The organism is Streptococcus oralis, assembly GCF_001588645.1.
Taxonomy (GTDB): Bacteria; Bacillota; Bacilli; order Lactobacillales; family Streptococcaceae; genus Streptococcus; species Streptococcus oralis_AB.
The window spans coordinates 1-17,315 of sequence record NZ_LAYF01000021.1 but is presented as its reverse complement, the minus strand read 5'-3'; the positions used below and the strand labels follow the sequence as shown (position 1 = coordinate 17,315).

11 protein-coding genes, 1 pseudogene and 1 CRISPR repeat array are annotated in these 17,315 nt (G+C 41.1%); of the genes and pseudogenes, 6 read left to right on the top strand and 6 right to left on the bottom strand.

Annotation, left to right across the window (positions count from 1 at the left end):
* Positions 1 to 96 precede the first annotated feature (96 nt).
* From A0739_RS10685 to A0739_RS09500, 6 genes and pseudogenes are all read right to left on the bottom strand, one after another.
* A pseudogene (locus A0739_RS10685) lies at positions 97 to 531 on the bottom strand (cytidine deaminase family protein).
* A gap of 12 nt (positions 532 to 543) precedes the next feature.
* Positions 544 to 2,004 carry a glutamate--tRNA ligase gene (gene gltX, locus A0739_RS09525; RefSeq protein WP_061587806.1) on the bottom strand — a complete coding sequence of 487 codons (1,461 nt, stop codon included), beginning with the start codon at positions 2,002 to 2,004 and terminating at the stop codon, positions 544 to 546.
* 127 nt (positions 2,005 to 2,131) lie between these two features.
* On the bottom strand, positions 2,132 to 3,481 hold the full coding sequence (locus A0739_RS09520) for a glucose-6-phosphate isomerase (RefSeq protein WP_000018244.1): 1,350 nt from the start codon (positions 3,479 to 3,481) through the stop codon (positions 2,132 to 2,134).
* A 168-nt stretch (positions 3,482 to 3,649) separates the two neighbouring features.
* The gene (locus tag A0739_RS09510) at positions 3,650 to 4,339 is read right to left on the bottom strand and encodes a gamma-glutamyl-gamma-aminobutyrate hydrolase family protein (RefSeq protein WP_000124757.1); all 690 of its coding nucleotides are present in this window, start codon (positions 4,337 to 4,339) and stop codon (positions 3,650 to 3,652) included.
* A 136-nt stretch (positions 4,340 to 4,475) separates the two neighbouring features.
* Positions 4,476 to 6,242 (bottom strand): ABC transporter ATP-binding protein, encoded by a 1,767-nt coding sequence (locus A0739_RS09505; protein ID WP_061587804.1) that lies wholly within the window; start codon positions 6,240 to 6,242, stop codon positions 4,476 to 4,478.
* A 1-nt stretch (position 6,243) separates the two neighbouring features.
* Positions 6,244 to 7,950 (bottom strand): ABC transporter ATP-binding protein, encoded by a 1,707-nt coding sequence (locus A0739_RS09500; protein WP_061587803.1) that lies wholly within the window; start codon positions 7,948 to 7,950, stop codon positions 6,244 to 6,246.
* A 206-nt stretch (positions 7,951 to 8,156) separates the two neighbouring features.
* Between A0739_RS09500 and A0739_RS09495 the strand changes: the two genes are divergently transcribed.
* The 6 genes from A0739_RS09495 (at position 8,157) to csn2 (ending at position 16,470) form a co-directional block, all read left to right on the top strand.
* Positions 8,157 to 9,173: an NAD(P)H-dependent glycerol-3-phosphate dehydrogenase gene (locus A0739_RS09495; RefSeq protein WP_061587802.1), complete on the top strand. Its 1,017-nt coding sequence runs from the start codon at positions 8,157 to 8,159 to the stop codon at positions 9,171 to 9,173.
* Positions 9,174 to 9,195: 22 nt separating this feature from the next.
* Entirely contained in the window at positions 9,196 to 10,095 is a 900-nt protein-coding gene (gene galU, locus A0739_RS09490; protein WP_049490103.1) for a UTP--glucose-1-phosphate uridylyltransferase GalU, read from the top strand.
* A gap of 379 nt (positions 10,096 to 10,474) precedes the next feature.
* The gene (gene cas9, locus A0739_RS09485; RefSeq protein WP_061587801.1) at positions 10,475 to 14,611 is read left to right on the top strand and encodes a type II CRISPR RNA-guided endonuclease Cas9; all 4,137 of its coding nucleotides are present in this window, start codon (positions 10,475 to 10,477) and stop codon (positions 14,609 to 14,611) included.
* Positions 14,611 to 15,477, top strand: coding sequence for a type II CRISPR-associated endonuclease Cas1 (gene cas1, locus A0739_RS09480; protein ID WP_000539860.1), 867 nt, complete (start codon positions 14,611 to 14,613; stop codon positions 15,475 to 15,477). The genes cas9 and cas1 overlap by 1 nt, the downstream gene beginning before the upstream one ends.
* Positions 15,474 to 15,818, top strand: coding sequence for a CRISPR-associated endonuclease Cas2 (gene cas2, locus A0739_RS09475; protein ID WP_061587800.1), 345 nt, complete (start codon positions 15,474 to 15,476; stop codon positions 15,816 to 15,818). The genes cas1 and cas2 overlap by 4 nt, the downstream gene beginning before the upstream one ends.
* On the top strand, positions 15,808 to 16,470 hold the full coding sequence (csn2, locus tag A0739_RS09470; protein WP_061587799.1) for a type II-A CRISPR-associated protein Csn2: 663 nt from the start codon (positions 15,808 to 15,810) through the stop codon (positions 16,468 to 16,470). Before cas2 ends, csn2 begins: the two co-directional genes overlap by 11 nt.
* A gap of 90 nt (positions 16,471 to 16,560) precedes the next feature.
* Positions 16,561 to 17,256: direct repeats of the CRISPR family, unit length 36 nt; unit sequence GTTTTAGAGCTGTGTTGTTTCGAATGGTTCCAAAAC.
* Between the last annotated feature and the right edge of the window lie 59 nt (positions 17,257 to 17,315).

Below are 17,315 nucleotides of genomic sequence, written 5' to 3'. Positions count from 1 at the left end.
TATTATACCTACTTTTTTACCTTTGTCAAGAACTTTTTTCCTCTTTACCGAAATTCTGAAAAGATTAGGGAAAAGAGCCAGTTAAACTGACTCCCTTTATTTATCTTTCCAATTAGTCGCACGTTCCTCTCCCCACCAGTAAGGAATCAACTCGGCAACCTTAATTGTTTTTCTTGTTTCGTAGTCCATCATGAACTCTGCTTCTTTATTCTCAGCATTCAATTCTAAGAGAAATTCTCTGCAAGCGCCACAGGGCATACCTGATCCTTCTCCGTAGGGAGGTTTATCTCGAAAGGCGAGGATTTTCTTAACTTTAGTTTGTCCTGAAAATTGATACATATTGAAGAGAGCTGCTCATTCTGCACAGAGATGAAAAACGCCACAAGTTCCCTCCATACAAAATCCTGTGAAGATCTGACCATCTTCTGCTTCTACCGCAGCAACAACATGGTTAGCATAAACAAAGTCAGAAACTTCGTGGGGATTGTATAGTGTTCGTGCTTCTTCATACATTTTTTCCCATGTATCCATCGGAAGTCCTTTTTATTTAGAAATCTCTTTCAGCATGTTTTCAATATGCTGGATTGACTTTTCACGTCCGAGTAAGAAAATGGTGTCTGGTAATTCTGGTCCATGCATTTCACCTGAAACGGCAATACGAATCGGCATGAAGAGGTTTTTCCCTTTAATACCTGTTTCTTTTTGAACTGCTTTGATTTGTGGGAAGATGTTTTCTGTCACAAATTCCTCATCTGTCATTGCTTCTAGTTTCGCTTTGAAGGCTTCTAGAACAACCGGAACGGTTTCTCCTGCCATGACCTCGCGCTCAGCGTCTGTCAACTCTGGGAAATCTGAGAAAAAAAGATCTGTCAATGGAACGATTTCATCCACTGATTTCATTTGTGGTTTGTAGAGTTCTACCATTTTTTCAGACTTGTCAGTCAAACGCCCTGCTTCTTCTAAGTAAGGTTTAGCCATTTCAAAGATAGTAGCTAGATCGGCTCTCTTGATGTAGTCGTTGCTCATCCAGTCCAGTTTCTTCTGGTCGAAGGCTGCTGGAGATTTGCTGAGACGATTTTCATCAAAGAGTTTAATCAATTCCTCACGAGAGAAGATTTCATCTTCGCCACCTGGGTTCCAACCAAGAAGGGCGATAAAGTTAAAGACGGCTTCTGGCAAATAGCCTTTTTTACGGTAGTCTTCGATAAACTGAAGGGTATTGGTATCACGTTTAGACAATTTTTTACCCGTTTCAGAGTTGATAATCAAAGTCATGTGACCGAACTCTGGAGCTTCCCAACCAAGAGCCTCATAAACCATAAGCTGTTTGGGTGTGTTGGCAATGTGGTCATCTCCACGGATAACATGAGAGATTTGCATATCGTGATCATCAATAACAACGGCAAAATTGTAAGTTGGGTAGCCATCTTTCTTTTGGATTACCCAATCACCGCCGATATTACCACCTTCAAACTCGATATCACCTTTGACCATATCATGCCATTTGTAGATACCAGACTCATTGACAGCAAAACGAACAGTTGGGATGATACCAGCTGCTTCACGTTCTGCGATGTAAGTTGCTTTTTCTTCTTCGCTCATGCCAAGGTATTCATTGATGTAGCGTGGTGTTTCGCCAGCTGCTTCTTGGCGTTCGCGCTCAGCTGCCAACTCTTCTTCTGTAACGTATGATTTGTAGGCTTTTCCTTCAGCTAGCAATTGGTCGATGTATCTTTGATAGAGTTCCAAACGCTCTGATTGGCGGTAATTTTCATGAGTTTCTGGGCTCTCATCCCAATCCATGCCCAACCAGCGAAGATTTTCAAGCTGAGAACGTTCACCATCCTCAACATGGCGCTTACGGTCAGTATCTTCGATACGAATGATAAAAGTTCCACCATGATGGCGTGCGTAAAGGTAGTTAAACAATGCTGTACGGGCATTTCCGATGTGTAGTAGTCCTGTTGGACTTGGTGCGTAGCGTACGCGGATATCTTTTGACATAGTTTCTCCTATAAAGTCTCTAGGCGTCTGCCTTTTTGCTTTCTATATTATATCACAAGTCTCGCCTGAGTCCAATGTCTACGAATAAAGGGAGTAAAAAGAGTGGGCAAGCCACTCTTTTCTTCTATTATAGACGTGCGTTAAGCTCTTTGCTCAATTCTTCAAATCCTGGTTTTCCAAGAAGGGCAAACATGTTACGTTTGTAGGCTTCAACACCTGGTTGGTCAAATGGGTTGATGGCATTCAAGTAACCTGAAAGGGCGATAGCCAATTCGAAGAAGTAGATAGTGTAACCAAGAGTGAAAGCGTCTTGCTCAGGAAGAGTCACGTACATGTTTGGTACATCACCGTCAGTGTGGGCAAGAAGAACACCGTCAGTCGCTTTTTTGTTTACAAAGTCAACGTCTTTTCCTTGAAGGTAACCAAGTCCGTCAAGGTCTTCTTCCAAAGTAGGAATGATCACGTTCTTACGTGGTTTGTCAACACGAACAACTGTTTCAAACATGATACGAGTTCCTTCTTGGATAAATTGTCCCAACGAGTGCAAGTCAGTTGAGAAGTTTGCTGAAGTTGGGTAAATCCCTTTTTGATCTTTTCCTTCTGACTCACCAGCCAATTGTTTCCACCATTCTGAGAAGTATTGAAGTGATGGTTCGTAGTTTACCAAGATTTCAGTAGCGTAGCCTTTACGGTAAAGGATGTTACGAACTGCTGCGTATTGGTAAGCTTCATTTTCAGCAATCTTGTCTGAAGTGTAATCTTTACGAGCTGCATTCGCACCTTCCATGAGGGCTTTGATGTCTGCACCTGATGCTGCAATTGGAAGCAATCCAACTGCTGTCAATACTGAGAAGCGTCCACCGATGTCATCTGGAACAACAAATGTTTCCCAACCGTTGGCATCTGCTTCAACCTTAACAGCACCTTTTTGGCGGTCAGTTGTGGCATAGATACGTTTGTTGGCTTCTTCTTGACCGTATTTCTTAACCAAGAGTTCCTTGAAGACACGGAAAGCAATGGCTGGTTCAGTTGTTGTACCTGATTTAGAAATCACGTTTACTGAGAAGTCTTTGTCAGCAACATACTCTACCAAGTCAGCAAGGTAAGTAGATGAAATTGAGTTTCCAGCGTAAAGGATTTGTGGCGCTTTGCGTTCTTCTTTTGTTTGCAAGTTTGCAAAGTGGTGGTTCAAGAAGTCGATTGCTGCTTTGGCACCAAGGTATGATCCACCGATACCGATCACCACCAAAACATCGCTGTCTGATTTGATTTGCTCAGCAGCTTTCAAGATGCGGTCGAATTCTTCGCGGTCGTAGTTTTCAGGAAGGTCCAACCAACCCAAAAAGTCGCTACCAGCACCAGTTCCTTTACGAATCAATTCGTCTGCAGCTGTTACTTGTGCTTGCATGTATTCCACTTCATGTGGGGCAACAAATTTGTCTAAAACTTTTGAATAATCAAATTTAATATGTGACATGATAATCCTCCAATATTTCTTCTTTTCTATCATAACGCTTGCCTTCGATTTTTTCAAGCTTTTTTATTGATTTTGCCCAATTTTTATCAGAATTCAAACGTTTGCGTAAAAACGCTAAAATACAAAAAATCTGATAGGACGAATAAAAACGGCTAGAGATTCTAACCGTTACAATTCATTTAATAAATACTCAAACAGTTCTAAATTGCCGTCTTCTTCATTGACCAAAAACTCTGGATGCCACTGCAAACCAATGATACGATGCTCGTCGATAGACTCAATCGCTTCCACCGTCTGGTCTCGCGGATCTACAGCCGTCACACGGAAATTAGGCGCTAGGTCTTTGATACTTTGTCGATGGACTGAGTTGACTTGGCTTTCTTTGCCGAACAACTTAGCCACCACGCTTCCTTCTACTGTCTCAATAGAATGAGATGTTCCAAAAGGCAAGCCTTGCCAGTGACCTTCAATTTCTTGGTGGAGGGTGCCACCAAAAGCAACATTGACCAGCTGAACTCCACGACAGATTGCCATAATTGGTTTATTCTGACGGAGCGCTTCTTTCAAGAGAGCTAGTTCAAACTCATCGCGTACAAGGTTGTAATCATCGCTCTCAATGGTCTTTTTCTCTCCATAAAACTGAGGATGGACATTTTGCCCACCTGTCAAGATGAGTTTGTCAATCATTTCCACATAATCGCGAACAATGGACTCATCACCAACAGGGATAACCAAGGGGAGACCGCCGACTTGACGAATGCTCTCTGCAAATTTACAGGATACAGATGAGTGGATGTTTTTCCCTTCTGCATCTACAGGACATAGATTCGCAGCAACTCCTACAACCGTTCTAGCCATGATGTGTCTCCTTTCGATTTTCTTGCGACAGTCTTATCTTATCACTCCACCCCTTTCCTGTCTAATATGTTTTTTTAAAGACCGTGATAAGTATTTTTTATGGACAAGAAAAAGCTGCCCAACGAGGACAACTTTTCTATTCGAAGACAAATTGATTGTGATACAGTTCTGAGTAGAAACCGCCGATCTTGAGCAACTCGTGATGATTTCCGCGTTCAATGACCTCTCCATCTTTGAGGACAATAATCTGATCGGCATTGAGGATGGTCTTGAGACGATGGGCAATGACAAAACTGGTTCGACCTGCTACTACTGCCTCCATGGCATGTTGAATCTTGCTTTCTGTTACGGTATCCACATTAGAAGTCGCTTCATCTAAAATTAGGACTTGAGGATCTGTCATCAAGGTCCGAGCGATGGAAATCAATTGTTTCTGACCAGTCGAGAAGATATTTTGCTCATCATCAATAAGGGTATCATACTTATCAGGCAAGCTTTCGATATAGTCATGAATATGAGTTGCCTTGGCAGCTGCTTCGACCATTTCCTGACTGGCATCTGGCACACCAAAACGGATATTGTCTCGGATCGTTCCACTAAACAAGACCGAATCCTGCAAGACAATCCCGACCTTGCTCCGCAGGCTGTCCAAGTCGTAGTCACGGATGTCTTTTCCATCAAAGCAAATGCTGCCTGCATCCACATCGTAGAAACGATTGATGAGGTTCATGATGGTCGTTTTCCCTGAGCCAGTCGGACCGACAACTGCTATCATCTGCCCCTTAGGAGCTGAAATGCTAACATCTTTTAAAATCGGCTTATCTGGCACATAAGAGAAATCAATGTGACTGATTTCAACGCCTTCTCGCAATTCCGTAAAGGCAGGCGCATTTTGCGGACGAATCTCTTCTTCTGCATCGAACATTTCTTGGATACGATCCGCTCCAGTAAAGGCCAACTGGAGACTCCCCCAACTCGCAGCCACCTGGATAATTGGCTGGTAGTACTGCTGAGAAAATTGGGTAAACATGACAATCAAACCTAGGGCTGTCGTTGTTTCGATACTTGGATCGTTCAGCAGGACCGCAGAACCTGCAAAAATAACGATGGCCGTATTGACCAGGCTCATCCCATTCATAACAGGAAAGAGAATGCCTGAGAACATTCTCCCTTTAAAGGTTGCCTTGCGCACGCGCTCATTTTGCTCCACAAAGCCTGCTACGATGTCATCTTGAATTCCTTGCACGATAACAGCTTTCTGTCCAGAAATACTCTCGTCCATGTAGGCGTTGAGTTTCCCTACCTCTTTTTGCTGGAGATTAGTGTACTTGCGGGCCATTTTCACGATGAAAACCAACATGAGAAAGGCTACTGGGGTGCTGGCTACTGTTATCAGGGCTAGCGTCACATTTCTTGAAAACATGACAAAAATCAAACCGATGTAAAGAGCAATATTGCTCATAACCTGAACTAGACTTTCATTGAAGGCTTGAAGGATGTTGTCCAAGTCACTCGTGAAACGAGAAAGGATATCGCCATCCTGATGGCGGTCAAAGAAAGAAACCGTTAAACGAGAAAGTTTGCCAAAGAGGCCCTTACGCATCTCATTTGTTGACTCAGCAATCACACGGGTCATCAAGGTCATGTAAATCAAACTGGATACCACTAAGGCAAGGACAACCAGAGCTAGATTCAGCATCAGAGCTGATAAACTCTGCCAGGCTAGTTCAGAAGTCCCATTTTGATAAGCTAGAACTAGGTTAGCTAGCTCCGTGACTGCTTGGCCTGAAAAAACAGGGAAGAGGGCTTGGGCAATCGTCGCAACCGCAACCATCAGGATCACAATGACAAAGGAGAGCTTGTAGGCTTTAAAATAATTCCAGAAAAATCGAACGGTTTTCATTTTATTCCTCCTTTCCCTTTTGTGTTTCGTAGATTTCGCGGTAGACGGCATTGTTAGCTACCAAGTCTGCATGCCTTCCTTCTCCAATCAGACACCCTTGGTCCAAGACCAAAATCTTGTCTGCATGGACGACTGAACTGATCTTTTGAGCGATGATAATGGTTGTTGTCCCTTTCAAATCTTTGTTCAAAGCCTCCTGCACGAGCCTCTCTGACTTGGCATCCAAGGCCGAAGTCGAATCGTCAAAAATCAGGATACGGGGATTGCTAACAATCCCACGAGCAATCGACATCCGTTGCTTTTGTCCACCAGAAAAATTGGTGCCACGTTCTTCGACCTGACTCTCAAATTTGTTTTCCATGCGTCCGATAAATTCACTGGCTTGGGCAATCCTTGCTGCACGTTCCATTTCTGACACGCTAGCATTGCCTTTTCCTTGACGAAGATTATCTGCAATGGTCCCGCTAAAGAGAATAGCACGTTGCAAGACAATGGAAACTGTTTTACGCAAGGTTCCCTCGCTGACGTCTCGAATATCCTTGCCACCAATCTTAATAGATCCCTCCTGCGGATCAAACAGTCGTGGAATTAACTGAGCCAAGGTAGACTTCCCTGCTCCAGTCGCTCCAACCACACCGACCATCTGACCAGGCGCAATATCAAAGGTTACATTCTTCAGCATAGGCTCGTCATCATTGGGATAGGTAAAGGTCACATTTTCAAAAGAGAGACTTCCTTCTAACTCTTCATCTGGGAGATCTTTAAAGGTCATCGCTGGGTCGGTATCTAGAATCTCACGGATACGACGCAAGGAAATCATGGCACGGCTGACAGAATTTCCTAAAAATCCAACCATGATAATGGTAAAGATAATCTGGCTGAGATAGTTGACAAAGGAAGCAATCGAGCCCACTACAGACGGATCTGACTGCGCCATGCCGGCCACCAGCCAGATAGAGAGAAAGACTGCGCCATAGCCGACTAGCATCATGAAGGGTTCTACTACCGAGAAGGCGTAGCCAATATAGAGATTTTGTCCGAGAAGCTCGTCTGAGACTTCGGTAAACTTGGCAAACTGCCCTTTTTCTTGTACAAAGGATTTGACCACGCGCACACCACGTAGATTTTCCTTGGCGATAGCATTAATCCGTTCAAGAAGGGTTTGAAACTTAGCAAATCGTGGCCCCATCATCCCCATCATGATGGCAGTTAGTGCAAAGATTAGGAGCACCATGAGGACAATCACCCACCAAAGTGACGGAAGAGTGTGAACCGCCAAGATAAAGGAACCGATAAAAAGAAGAGGGAGACGGAAGAGGATTTGAAAAGCCATCATCACCACGTTCTGAATTTGGTTAATATCATTGGTCATACGGACGACAAGGTTGCCGGCATTAAACTGCTCGATATTGGCATAAGAAAAAGTCTGAATCTTGCGAAAAGCGTCTTCACGAAGGTCCGAAGACACTCCTTGAGCAATATAGGCAGCAAGCGTTACATTGACTCCACCTGCAACCAGACCCACGAGGGCTACTCCTATCAGCCAAGCGCCAATACTATAAATAGCCTCATGTTGACCAGCCAACAATGCCTCTAACACCTCTTGCAAATAGCGCGGTTGCAAGAGCGAGCTCGCAACCATCAAGCCTGTCATCATCAGAGATGCCAAGGCCTGCCATTTATAGGTTTTTATTTTTTTAATGAGCATAATTCCTCCTAATAAAATAGATAAAGGGAGCGACATCCTGCGTCAGCTCCTTCTCATTCGTTCATATTGATGTTATTCTAGCAAAAAAGAGAACTCTTGTCAAAAAAGTCTACTTATTATAAAATAATACGCTTTCACCCACAGCAGATGCATGAAAAGGCTTTTTATGGTAAAATGAAAGGAAGAACTCTTACAAGGAGGAAAAGATGAAGAAACAAACCATCGCTGTCTTGGGTCCTGGTTCTTGGGGAACTGCCCTTTCGCAGGTCCTAAACGACAATGGACACGAAGTTCGCATTTGGGGAAATGTCCCTGAACAAATCGATGAAATTAATAACCAGCATACAAACAAACGCTATTTCAAAGATATCCTACTCGACGAAAAGATAAAAGCCTATCATGACTTAGAAGAAACACTAAAGGATGTGGATGCTGTTCTATTTGTAGTCCCAACAAAAGTAACGAGACTGGTTGCCCAACATGTAGCAAAGGTACTCAATCACAAGGTTGTCATCATGCATGCCTCCAAAGGATTGGAACCAGATAGCCACAAACGTCTATCAACTATTCTTGAAGAGGAAATCCCAGCTGACCTTCGTAGTGAAGTCGTTGTTGTTTCAGGACCTAGTCACGCTGAGGAAACCATTGTACGCGATATCACCTTGATTACGGCAGCCTCCAAAGATCTTGAAACTGCCCAGTACGTCCAAAATCTCTTTAGCAACCACTACTTCCGCCTCTATACCAATACGGATGTTATAGGTGTTGAAACCGCTGGTGCTCTTAAAAACATCATTGCCGTTGGTGCAGGAGCATTGCATGGTCTAGGATTTGGCGACAATGCCAAGGCAGCCATCATCGCTCGAGGATTAGCAGAAATCACCCGACTAGGGGTAGCTCTTGGAGCAAATCCTCTGACTTACAGCGGTCTTTCTGGAGTCGGTGACTTGATCGTAACGGGGACATCTGTCCACTCTCGTAACTGGAGAGCCGGTGATGCTCTCGGCCGTGGAGAATCCCTAGCAGACATCGAAGCAAACATGGGCATGGTCATTGAAGGCATTTCAACAACTCGAGCAGCTTACGAACTGGCTCAGGAATTGGGTGTCTACATGCCAATCACACAGGCTATTTATCGAGTTATCTACGAAGGTGTCAACATCAAAGAAGCCATCAATGACATCATGAACAATGAATTCAAAGCAGAAAACGAATGGTCTTAGACCCTTATAGAAAGGAACATTTATGAAACAAAAAGTCAGAAAAGCAGTCATCCCAGCCGCTGGATTGGGAACTCGCTTCCTCCCAGCAACTAAGGCCTTGGCCAAGGAAATGTTGCCAATCGTAGACAAGCCAACTATCCAGTTTATCGTTGAAGAAGCTCTCAAATCTGGTATCGAAGATATCTTGGTTGTTACAGGTAAGTCAAAACGTTCCATTGAGGACCACTTCGACTCAAACTTTGAATTGGAATACAACCTCAAAGAAAAAGGGAAAACAGATCTTCTGAAGCTAGTTGATGAAACAACTGGCATGCGCCTGCATTTTATCCGCCAAACGCATCCACGTGGTCTCGGAGATGCTGTTTTGCAAGCCAAGGCTTTCGTTGGAAATGAACCTTTTGTCGTTATGCTTGGTGATGACTTGATGGATATCACAGACGAAAAGGCTGTTCCACTTACCAAACAACTCATGGATGACTACGAGCGTACCCACGCGTCTACTATCGCTGTCATGCCAGTCCCTCATGACGAAGTATCTGCTTACGGGGTTATTGCTCCGCAAGGCGAAGGAAAAGATGGTCTTTACAGTGTTGAAACCTTTGTTGAAAAACCAGCACCAGAGGATGCTCCTAGCGACCTTGCTATTATTGGACGCTACCTCCTCACACCTGAAATCTTCCAAATCCTCGAAAACCAAGCTCCAGGTGCAGGAAATGAAATTCAGCTGACAGATGCAATCGACACCCTCAATAAAACACAACGTGTATTTGCTCGTGAGTTCAAGGGGGCTCGTTACGATGTCGGAGACAAGTTTGGCTTTATGAAAACCTCCATCGACTACGCTCTCAAACATCCACAAGTCAAAGACGACTTGAAAGACTACCTCATCCAACTTGGGAAAGAGTTAGCTGGGGGGGAATAGAATAAAAACAAAGCTCTTAATTAAGGGCTTTTTTGTTGAAGCTTGCAATAAAAAAAGCCATCTTTGCAGATGACTTATTAGCAACCGAATCGGTGCTCACTTTTCAAGTTGTGTACGGACAAAGCCTTATTTTAACTTGCTGTGTTGTTTCGAATAGTTCCAACAATTGTATTGTATACTATTCTTTTAAAAATTGCAAGAAGGAATCTATATGAAATAGAATAACATTTCATTTTATAACGATTTAAAAATTTACACAATGAAAACGTTTTACAATTTCTTGATTTTAATAGTCAAAAGATATATAATTTAGTTAAAGTTAATATATTAGCGTTCACTAATAAGAACTTAAAGAGTATAACTCAAAGGAGAAGACTAAATGAGCAATAAACCTTACTCTATTGGACTCGATATCGGAACTAACAGCGTTGGATGGGCCGTCATTACAGATGACTATAAGGTACCATCGAAAAAGATGAAAGTTCTGGGTAATACTGATAAACACTTTATCAAGAAAAATCTCATCGGAGCTTTATTATTTGATGAGGGGACTACTGCTGAGGATAGACGCCTCAAACGAACTGCACGTCGTCGCTATACCCGTCGGAAAAATCGTCTTCGCTATCTTCAAGAAATTTTTACTGAGGAAATGAACAAGGTGGATAGTAGTTTCTTTCATCGATTAGAGGACTCCTTTTTAGTTCCTGACGATAAGCGAGGTAGTAAGTATCCTATTTTTGCTACCTTGGCAGAAGAAAAAGAATACCATAAGCAATTTCCAACTATCTATCATTTGAGAAAGCAACTGGCCGAGGCAAATGAAAAAGCAGATTTGCGTTTGATCTATCTAGCTCTTGCTCACATGATTAAATACCGCGGACATTTTTTGATTGATGATCCCAAGTTTAAAGTTCAAAATAATGACATACAAGGACTGTTTGAAAAATTCGTTGAAGAATTTGATAATGTTCAAGAAACCTCCCTTTCCAAAATCAAACTGAATGTCACAGAAATTCTAACTGCTAAAATCCCTAAGTCCGAAAAACAGGAACAACTTCTTAAGAACTACCCGAGTGAAAAGAAGAATACCTTATTTGGTAATTTAATTGGACTAGCTCTAGGATTGACACCTAATTTTAAAACAAATTTTAGCTTAGAGAACGATGCTAAATTACAAATATCATCAGAGAGCTATGAAGAAGATCTTGGAAATCTCCTTGTACTAATCGGAGAAAATTTCATCGAACTCTTTTCTGCAGTGAAAAATCTAAGTGATGGTATCTTATTAGCAGGTATCGTTTCAGACGAATCACCACATGCGCCTTTATCAACAAAAATGGTCATACGATTCAAAGAACATGAAGAAGACTTGGCAGCTTTAAAACAATTCATCAAAAACAATCTTCCAGAAAAATATGATGAAGTTTTTTCTGACCAATCTAAAGATGGGTATGCTGGATATATCGATGGCAAGACCACTCAAGAAACATTTTACAAATATATCAAAAATCTTCTCTCTAAATTCGAAGGAACAGATTATTTCCTTGATAAAATCGAACGTGAAGATTTTTTGAGAAAACAACGCACCTTTGATAATGGTTCTATTCCTCATCAAATTCACCTTCAAGAAATGAATGCCATTCTCCGTCGGCAAGGAGAATATTATCCATTTCTGAAGGACAATAAAGAAAAGATAGAGAAAATCTTAACTTTCCGTATTCCTTACTACGTTGGCCCATTGGCTCGTGGCAATCGTGATTTTGCTTGGCTTACTCGAAATTCTGACCAAGCAATAAGACCTTGGAATCTTGAAGAAATTGTTGATAAAGCAAGCTCTGCGGAAGACTTCATCAATAAGATGACTAACTATGACTTGTATTTACCAGAGGAAAAAGTTTTGCCTAAGCACAGTCTCTTGTATGAAACATTTGCTGTCTATAATGAATTAACAAAAGTAAAATTTATTGCAGAAGGTTTAACAAGGTATCAGTTTTTAGACAAAAAGCAAAAGAAAGATATTTTTTATACATTTTTTAAAGCCGAGGATAAAAGAAAAGTAAGTGAAAAAGACATCATTCATTATCTACACAATGTTGATGGCTACGATGGAATCGAACTAAAAGGAATTGAAAAACAATTTAACGCTAGTCTTTCTACTTATCATGATTTACTCAAGATTATCAAGGATAAAGAGTTTATGGATGACCCTAAGAATGAAGCAATTCTTGAGAATATCGTCCACACGCTAACTATCTTTGAAGATCGTGAGATGATCAAGCAACGTCTTGCTCAATACGACTCTCTCTTTGATGAGAAAGTCATCAAGGCACTAACTCGTCGACATTATACTGGTTGGGGGAAACTCTCTGCCAAGCTGATTAACGGTATCTGTGATAAACAAACTGGCAAAACGATTCTTGATTATCTGATTGATGACGGTAAAATCAATCGCAACTTTATGCAGTTAATCAACGATGACGGACTTTCCTTCAAAGAAATTATCCAAAAAGCACAAGTGGTTGGCAAGACAGATGATGTGAAGCAAGTCGTCCAAGAACTCCCAGGAAGCCCTGCCATTAAAAAGGGAATTTTACAAAGTATCAAGATTGTTGATGAACTTGTCAAGGTTATGGGCCATGCTCCCGAGTCCATTGTGATTGAGATGGCACGAGAAAATCAGACAACTACCAAGGGTAAAAAGAATTCTCAACAAAGATATAAGCGCATTGAAGATGCACTAAAAAATTTAGCACCTGGGCTTGATTCAAATATATTAAAAGAACATCCTACAGATAATATTCAACTTCAAAATGACCGTCTCTTCCTCTACTATCTCCAAAATGGGAGGGATATGTATACTGGGAAACCTCTTGACATCAACCAACTGAGCAGCTATGACATTGACCATATCGTCCCACAGGCCTTTATCAAGGATGATTCGCTTGATAACCGTGTCTTAACTAGTTCAAAGGATAATCGTGGGAAATCCGATAATGTTCCTAGCCTAGAAGTCGTTCAAAAAAGAAAAGCCTTTTGGCAACAATTATTGGATTCTAAATTGATTTCAGAACGTAAATTTAATAATCTAACCAAAGCAGAGCGAGAGCGAGACGGGCTAAATGAGCTTGATAAAGTTGGCTTTATCAAACGCCAGTTAGTTGAAACACGTCAAATCACAAAACATGTTGCACAGATTTTGGATGCCCGTTTCAATAAAGAAGTGACTGAGAAGGATAAGAAGAACCGTAATGTCAAAATCATCACTTTGAAATCCAACCTGGTTTCCAACTTCCGTAAAGAATTTAGGTTATACAAGGTGCGGGAGATCAATGACTACCACCACGCGCATGATGCCTATTTAAATGCAGTGGTTGCTAAGGCTATCCTTAAGAAATATCCTAAACTAGAGCCTGAATTCGTCTATGGTGACTATCAAAAGAACGATCTTAAGAGATACATCTCAAGATCCAAAGACCCTAAAGACATTGAAAAAGCAACTGAAAAATATTTCTTCTACTCAAACTTGTTGAACTTCTTCAAAGAAGAGGTGCATTACGCAGACGGAACTATCGTAAAAAGAGAGAATATCGAATACTCCAAGGATACTGGAGAAATCGCTTGGAATAAGGAAAAAGATTTCGCAACCATCAAAAAAGTACTTTCCTATCCACAGGTGAATATTGTTAAGAAGACAGAAGAACAAACCGTTGGACAAAATGGTGGTCTGTTTGATAACAATATTGTGTCCAAGGAAAAAGTAGTTGACGCAAGTAAACTAATCCCTATCAAATCTGGTCTATCACCTGAAAAGTATGGTGGCTATGCAAGACCTACAATCGCTTATTCAGTTCTTGTTATAGCAGATATTGAAAAAGGAAAGACCAAAAAATTAAAGAGAATCAAAGAGATGGTTGGAATAACCATTCAAGATAAAAAGAAATTTGAAGCAAATCCAATCGCCTACCTTGAAGAATGTGGATATAAAAATATCAATCCTAATCTTATTATAAAACTACCTAAGTATAGTCTCTTTGAGTTCAATGGTGGACAACGAAGATTATTAGCAAGCTCTATTGAGTTGCAAAAAGGTAACGAATTGATTTTACCTTACCATTTCACCGCTTTGCTTTACCACGCACAGCGAATTAATAAATTTAGTGAACCAATTCATAAACAGTATGTAGAAGCACATCAAAATGAATTTAAAGAATTACTAACAATAATCATTTCTTTATCTAAAAAATACATCCAAAAACCAAATGTTGAGTCATTATTACACCAAGCATTTGAGCAAGCCGATAACGATATTTATCAGTTAAGCGAATCCTTTATCTCGCTCTTGAAACTCACCTCATTTGGAGCTCCTGGAGCCTTTAAATTCCTTGGTGTTGAAATTAGTCAATCAAGTGTAAGATATAAGCCAAATTCACAATTTTTAGATACCACCCTCATCCACCAATCCATCACTGGTCTTTATGAGACTCGGATTGACTTAAGCAAACTGGGAGAAGACTAATGGGATGGAGAACCGTTGTTGTCAATACGCACTCTAAGCTCTCCTACAAGAACAATCACTTGATTTTTAAAGATGCCTCTCGGACAGAGTTGATTCACCTGTCCGAGGTGGACATCCTACTTTTAGAGACGACGGATATCGTTCTCTCCACTATGCTGATTAAACGTTTGGTGGATGAAAATATTCTAGTCATCTTTTGTGATGACAAACGCTTGCCAACGGCATACCTAATGCCCTACTACGGTCGGCACGATTCCAGTTTGCAACTCTCTCGGCAAATTGCTTGGAATGAAGATGTAAAGGCGGAAATCTGGACAACCATCATTGCACAAAAGATTCTCAATCAGGCTTTTTATCTGGGGAGTTGTGGTTTTCTGGAAAAGAGCCAGTCAGTCATCGATCTCTATCATGGGTTGGATTTATTTGATCCTAGCAATCGTGAGGGTCATGCTGCTCGGATTTATTTTAACACCTTGTTTGGAAACGATTTTAGCCGTGAACAAGATAATGATGTCAATGCTGCCTTGGACTATGGTTACACCTTAATTTTGAGTATGTTTGCGCGTGAAATTGTGTTGTCTGGTTGTATGACTCAGTTTGGATTGAAACATGCTAATCAGTTTAATCAATTCAACCTCGCTAGCGATATTATGGAGCCTTTCCGTCCGATTATTGACAGAATCGTCTATGAAAATCGAAACAGTTCTTTTGTCAAAATCAAACGAGAGCTTTTTACTATTTTCTCAGACACCTTCCACTACAATGGCAAAGATATGTACCTGTCCAATATCGTCAGCGACTATACTAAGAAAGTTATCCAAGCTCTCAATCAACCAGAGAAAGGAGTTCCTGAGTTTAGGATATGAGTTATCGATATATGCGTATGATTTTAATGTTTGATATGCCCGTTGATACCGTAGAGGAACGCAAGGCCTATCGGAAATTTCGCAAGTTCCTCATAGATGAGGGATTTATTATGCACCAATTCTCCATCTATAGCAAGCTCTTGCTCAACAACTCTGCTAATAACGCCATGATTGAGCGACTCAAGACTCATAATCCTAAAAAAGGAAACATTACTCTCTTAACCGTTACAGAAAAGCAGTTTTCTCGTATGATTTACTTAAATGGCGAGCGAAATACCAGCGTAGCAAACTCCGACGCACGTTTAGTTTTTCTAGGAGAGGAGCCTGGAGATGAAGATTAATTTCCCATTATTGGATGAACCATTGGCTATTGAAAATGCAACCTTTTTAGTCCTGGAAGACCAGTTTACCTTTTCGACTATCGTCAAGCAGTTCTACCAGTACACTGATGATGGAGAGTTAAAGTTGTTTGATAGAAATCTAAAAGCTATGAAAGAGGCCGAGTTACTAGTGATAACGGATGTCTTAGGATACAATCTAAACTCACCTGCCATGCTCAAGCTGATACATGCAGATCTTGAAAATCAACTCAATGACAAACCAGAAGTCAAATCCATGATTGAAAAGCTAGTTGCTACGATTACAGAATTGCTGGCATTTGAGTGCTTAGAAAATGAACTAGACCTGGAATACGATGAAATTACCATCCTAGAGTTGATTGATGCGTTAGGAGTCAAAGTTGAAACTCTGAGTGATACACCTTTCGAAAAAATGTTAGAAATTGTCCAAGTTTTTAAATATCTTTCCAAAAAGAAACTCCTTGTTTTCATCAATGCGACCGCCTATCTATCAGAGGATGAGTTAGTAAATCTGATAGAGTATATCCAACTCAATCAACTGAGAGTCTTATTTGTTGAACCTCGAAAAGTCTATGATTTCCCGCAATATGTGCTGGATCAAGACTATTTCTTGAACCCTGAAAATATGGTATAATAAGAGTAACAATTGGAACCTGACGAACTGAAGTCTAGCTGGGACGAATGGCGCGATTACGAAATTTCGTAAGAAAAATTTTTCCACGAGGTTTTAGAGCTGTGTTGTTTCGAATGGTTCCAAAACTAAAACCGTAATGAAGCCTCAAAAAACTGTGTTTTAGAGCTGTGTTGTTTCGAATGGTTCCAAAACAGACACCGACAGTTCCTGCTGAGACACCAAGTTTTAGAGCTGTGTTGTTTCGAATGGTTCCAAAACGCAAAACCACTTCAGAAGATGAATGTGTTTGTTTTAGAGCTGTGTTGTTTCGAATGGTTCCAAAACCGCTGAGTTGAAAAAATCTGGTGTACTTCTGTTTTAGAGCTGTGTTGTTTCGAATGGTTCCAAAACGCGACATACTTCATCGCTTCGGCCATGTCGGTTTTAGAGCTGTGTTGTTTCGAATGGTTCCAAAACAAGCTCTAGGCGATATATTTAGAACTTCGCGTTTTAGAGCTGTGTTGTTTCGAATGGTTCCAAAACCAATCGATGAAGCGAGGCCTACAGGCGGCTGTTTTAGAGCTGTGTTGTTTCGAATGGTTCCAAAACTACTGGGAAATTGAACGGCTTTACAAATACGTTTTAGAGCTGTGTTGTTTCGAATGGTTCCAAAACATCAATTGACCGCGACGACCTTATTGACATGTTTTAGAGCTGTGTTGTTTCGAATGGTTCCAAAACCAAATTACCAAAACCTGACCTTGTAATAGCGTTTTAGAGCTGTGTTGTTTCGAATGGTTCCAAAACTAATTAAGACCCTAAAAGGTCCTACCGTACGTTTTAGAGCTGTGTTGTTTCGAATGGTT